The sequence below is a fragment of the Pseudomonas putida genome (genome assembly GCF_028682635.1).
Taxonomy (GTDB): Bacteria; Pseudomonadota; Gammaproteobacteria; order Pseudomonadales; family Pseudomonadaceae; genus Aquipseudomonas; species Aquipseudomonas putida_AE.
Genome location: NZ_JANHLK010000033.1, coordinates 47224 through 56387 on the forward strand (window position 1 = coordinate 47224; position 9164 = coordinate 56387).

At 63.1% G+C, this 9164-nt stretch carries 11 protein-coding genes; 4 read left to right on the top strand and 7 right to left on the bottom strand.

Features of this window, described 5'->3' with window-relative positions:
* Positions 1–74: 74 nt before the first annotated feature.
* Complete coding sequence (locus tag NPS56_RS27445) at positions 75–1304, top strand: MFS transporter (protein WP_274077546.1); 1230 nt, start codon at positions 75–77, stop codon at positions 1302–1304.
* Here NPS56_RS27445 and NPS56_RS27450 read toward each other — a convergent pair.
* Positions 1288–2034, bottom strand: a complete 747-nt coding sequence (locus NPS56_RS27450) for a DUF72 domain-containing protein (protein WP_274077547.1) — start codon at positions 2032–2034, stop codon at positions 1288–1290. The genes NPS56_RS27445 and NPS56_RS27450 overlap by 17 nt on opposite strands.
* A 177-nt stretch (positions 2035–2211) precedes the next feature.
* On the opposite strand from NPS56_RS27450, the gene NPS56_RS27455 reads away from it, so the two are divergent.
* Positions 2212–2862 (top strand): glycosyltransferase, encoded by a 651-nt coding sequence (locus NPS56_RS27455; protein ID WP_274077548.1) that lies wholly within the window; start codon positions 2212–2214, stop codon positions 2860–2862.
* On the opposite strand, the gene NPS56_RS27460 is transcribed toward NPS56_RS27455, so the two are convergent.
* Genes NPS56_RS27460 through NPS56_RS27470 form a run of 3 tightly spaced genes read right to left on the bottom strand, consistent with a single transcriptional unit; the run spans position 2863 to position 5245 of the window.
* A complete protein-coding gene (locus tag NPS56_RS27460; protein WP_166621361.1) occupies positions 2863–3462 on the bottom strand; it encodes a class I SAM-dependent methyltransferase in 600 nt (199 codons plus the stop codon).
* Positions 3459–4220, bottom strand: a complete 762-nt coding sequence (locus tag NPS56_RS27465) for a PIG-L deacetylase family protein (RefSeq protein ID WP_274077549.1) — start codon at positions 4218–4220, stop codon at positions 3459–3461. Before NPS56_RS27465 ends, NPS56_RS27460 begins: the two co-directional genes overlap by 4 nt.
* Positions 4217–5245 (bottom strand): acyl-CoA dehydrogenase, encoded by a 1029-nt coding sequence (locus NPS56_RS27470; protein ID WP_274077550.1) that lies wholly within the window; start codon positions 5243–5245, stop codon positions 4217–4219. The genes NPS56_RS27465 and NPS56_RS27470 overlap by 4 nt, the downstream gene beginning before the upstream one ends.
* Before the next feature lie 174 nt (positions 5246–5419).
* On the opposite strand from NPS56_RS27470, the gene NPS56_RS27475 reads away from it, so the two are divergent.
* A complete protein-coding gene (locus tag NPS56_RS27475) occupies positions 5420–5959 on the top strand; it encodes a cupin domain-containing protein (protein WP_274077551.1) in 540 nt (179 codons plus the stop codon).
* 51 nt (positions 5960–6010) lie between these two features.
* Positions 6011–6163, top strand: coding sequence for a hypothetical protein (locus NPS56_RS27480; protein WP_166621360.1), 153 nt, complete (start codon positions 6011–6013; stop codon positions 6161–6163).
* Positions 6164–6175: 12 nt separating this feature from the next.
* Here NPS56_RS27480 and NPS56_RS27485 read toward each other — a convergent pair whose 3' ends face one another.
* Genes NPS56_RS27485 through NPS56_RS27495 form a run of 3 tightly spaced genes read right to left on the bottom strand, consistent with a single transcriptional unit; the run spans position 6176 to position 8765 of the window.
* The gene (locus NPS56_RS27485) at positions 6176–7120 is read right to left on the bottom strand and encodes a class I SAM-dependent methyltransferase (RefSeq protein WP_274077552.1); all 945 of its coding nucleotides are present in this window, start codon (positions 7118–7120) and stop codon (positions 6176–6178) included.
* Between the two features lie 17 nt (positions 7121–7137).
* Entirely contained in the window at positions 7138–8520 is a 1383-nt protein-coding gene (locus tag NPS56_RS27490) for an iron-containing redox enzyme family protein (protein WP_274077553.1), read from the bottom strand.
* A gap of 47 nt (positions 8521–8567) precedes the next feature.
* A complete protein-coding gene (locus NPS56_RS27495; RefSeq protein ID WP_166621358.1) occupies positions 8568–8765 on the bottom strand; it encodes a hypothetical protein in 198 nt (65 codons plus the stop codon).
* Between the last annotated feature and the right edge of the window lie 399 nt (positions 8766–9164).

Sequence of the window (9164 nt, forward strand, 5' to 3'; positions counted from 1 at the left end):
AGGATAGCGCTGAACCCTGAAATGGCCAGCGCTTTTACCCCGCGCCGGCCGCGCTTTTTCTCTGGAAGGATCCCATGTCCATCAGTACAACCGCCTCCGCCACTACCTCCAAGAAGGCCACCGCCTCGGTGGCCAGCCAGGCCAGCCCGCTGGTGATGCGCGTCATCGGCGCCTGTGCCCTGGCGCACCTGATCAACGACCTGATCCAGGCCGTGCTGCCGTCGATCTACCCGATGCTCAAGGCCACCTATGGCCTGACTTTCACCCAGGTCGGCCTGATCACCCTGACCTTTCAACTGACCGCTTCGCTGCTGCAACCCTGGGTCGGTTACTACACCGACCGCCACCCCAAGCCGTGGCTGTTGCCGGCGGGCATGGTCTGCACCCTGATCGGCATTTTGATGCTGTCGATGGTCGGCAGCTTCGGGGCGATCCTGGTGGCTTCGGCACTGGTGGGCATTGGCTCTTCGACCTTCCACCCGGAGACTTCCCGCGTCGCGCGCCTGGCCTCGGGCGGACGCTACGGCCTGGCCCAGTCGACCTTCCAGGTCGGCGGCAACGCCGGCAGCGCCTTCGGTCCGCTGCTGGCGGCGGCCATCGTCATCCCATACGGCCAGGGTAACGTCGCCTGGTTCGGCCTGTTCGCAGTCTTCGCCATCCTCGTGCAATACGGCCTGAGCCGCTGGTACCGCAACCACCTGAACCTGTTCAAGCTCAAGCAAGGCACCAAGGCCACCCATGGCCTGTCCAGGCAACGGGTGACTTTCGCCTTGGTGGTCCTGGCCTTGCTGGTGTTCTCCAAGTATTTCTACATGGCCAGCTTCACCAGTTACTTCACCTTCTACCTGATCGAGAAGTTCGACCTGTCGGTGGCCAGTTCGCAGCTGTACCTGTTCCTGTTCCTCGGCGCCGTGGCAGCCGGCACTTTCTTCGGCGGGCCGATCGGTGACCGGATCGGGCGCAAGCAGGTGATCTGGTTCTCGATCCTCGGCGCCGCACCCTTCACCCTCGCCCTGCCCTACGTCGACCTGTTCTGGACCGGCGTGCTGAGCATGATCATCGGCTTCATCCTCGCCTCGGCCTTCTCGGCCATCGTGGTCTTCGCCCAGGAATTGGTGCCCGGCAACGTCGGCATGATCGCCGGGGTGTTCTTCGGCCTGATGTTCGGTTTTGGCGGCATCGGCGCCGCGCTGCTCGGGCACCTGGCGGATATCCACGGCATCGAGTACGTGTATACGCTGTGCTCGTTCCTGCCGCTGCTGGGCATCCTGACGATCCTGTTGCCATCTACCAAAGGCGTTTAGCGGCCAGGTTTTGCGCCAGCGTCAAGGCATTGCCCAGTGCCGCGCCGCTGGCGGTGTTGTCGAAGATGCACCAGGTGGACGACCCGTCGGCCGTAGCTGCATGCATCTCGCCCGCCAGGCGTTCCAGCCGCTGCTCGTCATAGGGGCTGTAATAGATGCGTGGCGAGCCATGCAGCCGCCAGTATTTGAGGCCCGGCCATCCCCGTGGAGTCGAGTCGGTGCTGATGCGCGAAGGATCCACCGCAGCCTGCGCAATGCGATAGTGCACCAACAGGGCCCCGGCCTCCGTCCAGGATTCGTGTCGGGGTTCAAGCACCACATCCCCTGCAAAACACCGCCTGAGACTGATGAAAAAAGCCTCGGCAATCGGCTCGACAAATTCCAGAGACGGCGGCAATTGCACCAGCAGGCAGCCCAGGCGATCGCCCAACCCGGAACACTGCAGCACAAACTCATCGAGCGCCTGGTCACAGTCCTGCAGACGCTGCACGTGTGTGATCTGCTTGGGCACCTTGACGCTGAAGCGAAAGCCGGCCGGCACGCAGGCGCCCCAGCGCTGGTAGGTTTGGACGCGATGCGGGCGATAAAACGAGCTGTTGATCTCAACGCAGTTCAGTCGCGCCGCATAACGCTGCAAGTGGGTGCCCTCTGCCGTGAAGGCGGCCGAATATTCCCGGCCCAGGCTCCATCCGGCGCACCCTGTGAAAATTGACTGAACATTCACATCCATCTACCTCCCCCCTGCTTATGTCTAAGGGCACAAAGCGGCTGCGGCGGTTCCTTTTTTCGTTCACGACGGTGGATCAATGGTCGAGCGCCATAAGTGATCGCCTTCGCGTGAAAACAGTTGCAACCAATGGTCATCAACCCCGGTCGACATCGAAAAGCCAGCCATGGGGATTTGCAGATGATAGGAGTGATTGTGCCGGTGCATAACGAGGAGCAGCGCCTTGAAGAATGCATCGAGTCGCTGCTGGCGGCGTCTTTCCACCGAGATCTGGACGATGAGGAAGTGAGGATCCTGATCGTCCTGGACGACTGCACGGACGCTTCACTCGACATCGCCCAGGCCTATGACGTGTGGACGCTGAGCTGCAACCACCGCAACGTTGGCAAGACCCGGGCCCAAGGCGCCGAACACCTGCTGGCGAAGGATGCACGCTGGCTGGCCTTCACCGACGCCGACAGCGTCGTTCCCGATACCTGGCTGGCAGAGCAGATCAGCTTCAACGCGGATGCGGTTTGCGGCCTGGTCGATGTCGCCGACTGGTCCGAACATCCGGAACGGGTGCGCGAGCGCTATCACGCCAGTTACCACACCGTTGACGGTCACCGGCATATCCATGGCGCCAACCTCGGCGTCTCTTCGGCGGCTTACCGCAAGGCGGGCGGATTCCAAGCCCTGCCCGCCCACGAGGACGTGCAGCTGGTGGCCGATCTGGAGCGCAGCGGCGCGCGCATCATGTGGACGGCGAGGAACCGGGTCACCACCAGCGCCCGCCAGCACTGCCGGTGCCGGGAAGGTTTTGGCGACTACCTGAAGTCGTTGGCCTTTTGACTATTGGCAGGTCTCGGCAAGGTCGATCGAGGTCGCGTCACGGCTCCAGTATTCAAGGAGGAAATCCGCTTCTTCATGACGCATCAGACGATGCAGATTCAGACGCTCGGCAAGCGCTGCGTGAACGTCGCGGCCGTCCTGGGAACAGCCTTCGATCGGATGCAACCAGTGACAGGCCAGCACGCTGCCCGCCGGGCCCAGGCTGCGCAAGGTCTGCTCGATGACCTGATGCCATTCGCCTGCATCGAGGAAGTAGCCCACTTCGCTCAGCACGATGAGGTCAAACTCGCCGTCCGGCCAATCCCGTGGAATACGGGCCTGCTCGACGCGGACATGTTGCAGGCCACTCAAGCGCTGGCGCGCCAGTGCCACCGCCTTCGCGTTGATGTCCTGGCACAGCAACGCGTCGCTGCGCTCGGCCAGCTGCGCACTGAGTTCACCGTTGGCGCAGGCCGGCTCGAAAACCCGTTGATAACGTTGACGCGGCAAGCTGGCCAACGTCAGCTCGCGCTTGCGCTTTTCGTACCAGCGGGTACGAAAGGACCAGGGGTCATCGCTGGCCCTGAACATTTGCTCGAAGTAGTCGGGCGGCAGGCTCATAGAAACACCAGTTCAAAAGGTTGCAGCAGGCGTTCGAGGGTTTCTCGACTCAACACCGCCGGTGGGCTGACCTGCGAGACATGGGCGGCAATGGCCTGGCGCTTTTGCGCCAACACCTGGGGATCCAGCAGGTATTTGTGCGCCCGTGCCCAAGGGATCCGGGCATCGTCCGGCCGCGCCCAATGCCACGCCCAGACCGGCGCTTCGATCAGACAGGCCCTTTGCTGCGCTACCGCGTTGGCGGTCGCCTGGCCTGTCGCCTCGTGATCGCAGTGGCCGTCGAAGCGCCAGGTGGTGACCACCCGATCCTGCGGGCGAATCAACGCCGCCAGGCGTTCGATCAGTAACGCCTCCTGCCCCGCTACGCCGCTGTCGGGCAAGCCCAGGCGCTGCCAGTCCAGGGCAGTGACATCGAGCCCCATGCGGGCGAGCGCGCGCGTGCTTTCCAGCGGGCGCTCGCGGCGCAGACGCGTCGGGGTCCAGTGGCGAGACTGCGGATGACTGGCTTCGCCATCAGTGACCGCGATCATCAGGACGTCGGCCTCCCTGCCCTTCATCCCGGCCAGGATGCCAGCACATCCGAGCACTTCATCGTCAGGATGCGGGGCGACCACCACCAGGCGCTGCCCCGCAGGCACCAGCTGGTGGTGGGTGATGGTGGGCACCCGCGCCAGCCAGTCACTGGCCTGCCATTGGGCCAGCGATGTGCCGGGACCCTGGATGAGATTCTCCCCTTGAGATACCAACTCGGCGATCACAGCTCCCAGCCCTCAAGCGGTTGCGCGGCGACCTGCTGTCCAAGCTGCGCCAGGTCCTTTTCGGCATGGCTCTGGCGCACGAATACCGGCAGGTCGGCGGCGAGCCTGGCGAAGTGACTGTCACGACAGAACGGCGTGGCCCCCAACCCGCGCCCGACATGGGCCAGCACGCTGTCGACCGCGACTTCGACCTGGGCGCGCAGGCGCCGGACCGGAAGTTGCGGTGAGCTTTGGGGGTTGTCATCGATCCAGCGAGCCGTTTCCCGCAGCGCCGCCCTGGCCATGCACAACGCCGCATCGACAGCCCCCAGATGCGCCTCGGCATGGGCGTCGTGATACGGCTGCGTGCAGTGCTGGCGAAGGTAACCGGCGAGCGCGCAAGCGGCGCCGTACCAGCACGCGGCTATTCCACCCCCGCCCTGCCAGAAGCCGGGTCGGTCGACATACTTTCCGGGCAACCCGACACAACGGCCAAGGGCACCTTCGAACAGCAGGTCGATGCTGGCCGTACTGCCCATGCCGACCGCCTGCCAGCCATCCTCGAGTAGCCTGATCGTGGGCTGGCGCAACGTGAGCGCTACCAACTGCGGCCGCTGCTGTTCATCCCACGCCGTCACCAGTGCCTGATCGAGCACGGCGGCGCCGGAACACCAGGCCTTGCGACCCTGCAGGTAAACATTGCCTGCCTGGCGATCGACAATCTCGAGCCGGGCAAAGGGCGGCTCGGCCGCCCAGGTTCCCCAACTGCCCGCGGCCGCAGGCGAGTCGGGCTCGAGCTCGGCCATGATTGCCAGCGCGTCGGTATGGCCTTCGAACAACTTGGCCAGCCGCAGGTCGCTGGCGGAGACGGTGGCCAGGGTGCGCCAGCGTTCCAGCGTACGGCCCTGCCCGGGCATTGGCAGGTCAGCAAATCCAGCCCTGATCAGTTGCTGCATCAGCGGTTGCAGCGCAGCGTCCGCGGTGCTTATCGCTGGCCGACAGGCAAACGGCTGCAGCAGGCTTTCGAGGGTTGCCGCATTGCTCATGACCCATTCTCCCTTCTGAGTGCTCTTGAAACTCATGACTTGAAGTTGAGAGGCAGGCAGCCTGCAGGAGTTCATTGCATCTGTACGTGTATCGCTGAGCCCGTTTTTAGAACCACCCGGGCCAAGGCAATGTCTCTGCTTTATAGACACCCTTCACAATGGAGGAGAGCTCGAATGAGCAACTCGCAAGCGCATGCTCCAGCGCAAAAACTGATGTTCGAACGCAATGGCTGGGTGCCGAACAACCCGCGCCTGCCGGTGCTGATCTACCCCAAGGCCATCGCTGTTCATGGCAACGATCCAGCGGCGCTGTTCGAGCAGACCTTCAGTGCCAACGGCTGGCCGCCGCAATGGCGCTATGGGGTATATGACTATCACCACTACCACACCGAAGGCCATGAAGTGCTTGGGGTGGTCAGCGGGCATGCACGCCTGATGCTGGGCGGGCCCGATGGCCTGGTGCTGGAAGTCGGTGCCGGGGATGTGCTGCTGTTGCCGGCCGGCACCGGTCACTGCAACCTGGATTCGAGCGACGACTTCCTGGTGGTCGGCGCCTACCCGCCGGGCCAGCACGCCGACATTTGCCGTGAAGCGCCGAGCGCTGCGCAACAGCAAAGCATCGACACCCTGCCGTTTCCCGAGCAGGACCCGGTGCAGGGTTCCCATGGCGCGGTGAGCGAACATTGGTCAAAAGGTCAGCCGAGAAATATCTAGAACTCGTAGCCCGGGCTTCGATCCAATGTATACCCACTGGAGGCCAGCGCCATGAACAACGATGACCGCATCACCCCTGCCGACACGCCGACCGAGGAGGATGAAAGCCTCGAACCTTCGCCCCCCGAAACCACCGAGGAGCAAGCCGAAGACCTGCGGCGCAAAGTTGACGAGATACAACGCAAGGTGGCGGACGGCAACTGATCCGGCGCTGCATCAATGCCGCCGGGTCACGATCAACGCCACCACGGCGATGCGCTCCACCCGTTCATAACCGGGTTTGAGCAGTTCCTCGCCGAACACGTCGGGGTCCAGCTCTCGATAGGTCCAGTCGTACCTGTCGTCACTCAGCAGCGGCTGTACGGACTCCAGGAAGGGGTCCGTCCCGGCGACCATCGCCACCCCGGTGTACAACACCAGGCTGCCGGCCTTTTCCAGGCGCGGCAGCGATTCGCGGACGATGCGCACAGACAAGGCTTCGCCCAGCGCGCCACCGCCATGGCGATAGGCGCGTTGCTGGCTGTCGTTCATGTAGGGTGGATTGGCGATGATCAGGTCGAACTGCCCTTCGACACTGCCCAGCACATCGCTGTGGTAGGCGCTGACATTACTGGCCTGGGCCAGCTCGGCATTCACCGCCGACAGGCGCAGCGCCCGTGGATTGATATCCACCGCCAGCACTTCGGCCTCCGGCCGGGCAAGGGCGATAACCAGCGCGCCAATGCCGGACCCGCAGCCTATGTCCACCGCTCGCCGCACGGGTTCCGCGCGCTGCTGCAGATGGGCTTCGATCAATTGCGCAAAACGATAGCTGTCGGGTCCGAAGAACACCGAGTCGCTCTGCGTGGTCGGATACGCCGAATGGGCAATCAGCAAGCGCCCGAGGCTTGACCAGCGCACCGTAGCGCGCCAAAGCGATCCCTCCTTTTCGACGATGCCCGCCTGTTCCAATTCAGCCAGCTGCTGCGGTGAAAACAGCCCGTGCTCGAAAGGCATCGACCAGCCGAACACATCACGCAGGTCCTTGGCCAAGAGCGGCACAAAGCGCTGGCACACCCGTTCGTGGGTCAAGGGCGTCGGGGTGATGAAACGGTAGTCCTCGGCAGCGAGAAGCCTGCCTAGCTCCAGCAATGTGCGATCGGCTATCTGTTGTCCTGACATGCATGACTCTCCTGAAATCAGCGCAAACGGGCCACGCATTCAATGAAACGTCGCGTGGCGTAAAGTCCGGCGGGTCGACAATGGCGCTGGGCCGAAAGCCAGGGGATCAGCAACTGGAGTTGTTGTCGCGGTGACTGGTCGCGCAGGGAATCCTGCAACGCCTTGAGCTCAGGGTCGTTCGCAAAGGCTTCATCGGCGAAGGCATCGTCGGATGGCGCCCGGCGTGGCACAGGCTGGCGTTGCGGGTCTTGCCAGTCACCGGCGATCCAGTCGTGCAGCAGTTGTTTTTCATAGCCACTGAACACGCCGAACATGGCCGCCGTATCGCCCTCGATCAATTGCCAGAATCGGCTCTCCTTGGGCGGGCCATGGCGTTTGATCCAGCCCTTGCGTTGCAGCGCGCCGAGAAACTCTTCGATCTGGCCCGGAGTCGCCAGCCACTGATTGACGGTCTGGCCTTCGACCTTGCAGTAATCGGAATGCATGTGCTGGCCGAAGCTGCGTTTGCGTTCGAGCATGGCGATCACTTCCTGCTGCAGGTCGAAGCCTGCAATCACCGCCGTCGAGCCCGGCCCCAGGTCATTGAGTCGATAGCCGATGGCGACACGCCGATAGAACTCCTCCCGTCCCTGCTCCATCGGCATCAGGTCGAGCAGTGCTTCAATCGCCTTGCGTCCGTGCCCGCTGCTGACGTTGTCGATGGTCACGTGCAGGGTGAAATAGTACGGGTCGATCCCCAGCTCACGCAGTTCATAGGCGCTGATCAGCAGGTGCAGCGGCAATTGCTCGTAGCCGAGGTTGTAGCCGATCACCTCGGGCATGAACCTCTCGCTGCACTGCCCCAATGCGAGTTGAATCGCACCTTGGCGAAAGTGTTCGTCGAGCAGCCCCTGTCGGTCGCCACAGTCGTGGGCCGCCAGCAGCTTGCGGTAGATCACCACGTGATTCTGCCGCGGATCGCCGTTGCCCAACTCTTCCAGATAGGTGCTCAGCAACCCGTCATAACGCAGGTCCTGCCAGTGCTCGAGCACACCGGCCAGCCAGGCGCCGTCGACCTCCTTGGTGGGCGCTACCCGTTGCAGGAAAAACAGGGCATGGGCCTTGTTCGAGAAATACCGACGTTGCCCGCCCTGCTTGCGTTCCTCGAGGTAGAGGGCATAGTCGCGCGCGACGTCGGCGCAATGTTGTTCTGACCATGCCGCCAGCTGTCCTGGCGCTTCGGGCAGATCACAGGGCAGTTCAGCGACCTCGGCCAGTTGCTCGCGCAGGAACTGCTCGCCCAGCGCTGCTGCTTGTGGGTCGTTGCTGTACAGCAGATCGTAGAGTTCGCGGTACTGGCCGCCGCTGTCGGCATCCGCAAGCGTCGAAGGCGAACCTGTCAAGGGCGTGAATAGGGTCATTGGCTGTTCTCCTGGGCAGTACTTCGATCTATCACCGGGCGCTTTTCCTAGCGCCTGTCGTCGGACAAAGGTGTTTGCTCATCTGCCTCAGGCAGCTTCCTGTCGCGCTCGTTCCATTCCTGCTCGCCCTCTTCATCGTCGAGGTCGGCCTGTTTCAGGGGATCGTATTTGCCCGGATCGTCCGACGTGGGTAGCGTCTTGTCCGGGTCTTGTTTGTTGTCCTGGAAAGTCGACTCGCTGGACATGTCTCACCTCACAAACTGTGCCCGGGTTTTCCGGGTCGTACAGCTTTGAAGGCGTCCAGGGGATTGCGTGCGTTCGAGTAGACGAGCGGCATACACCCTTGCAGGAGATCGACATGCCAGCGAAGGCGCCCTCCAGTCAACCTGTCCCCCACGGCTGTCCCCGATCTACTGTAGGAGCCGGCTTGCCGGCGAAGGCGCCCTCCCAGTCAACCACTCTCTCGCGACTGTACCCGACCTACTGTAGGAGCCGGCTTGCCGGCGAAGGCGGCCTCCCAATCAACCACTCTCTCGCGGCTGTACCCGACCTATTGTGGGGCCTGCCGACGATGGCGGCCTGACAGCCGACCTGTTCCCAAGTGAACGCATCCCCCTGTAGGAGCTGCCGAAGGCTGCGATCTT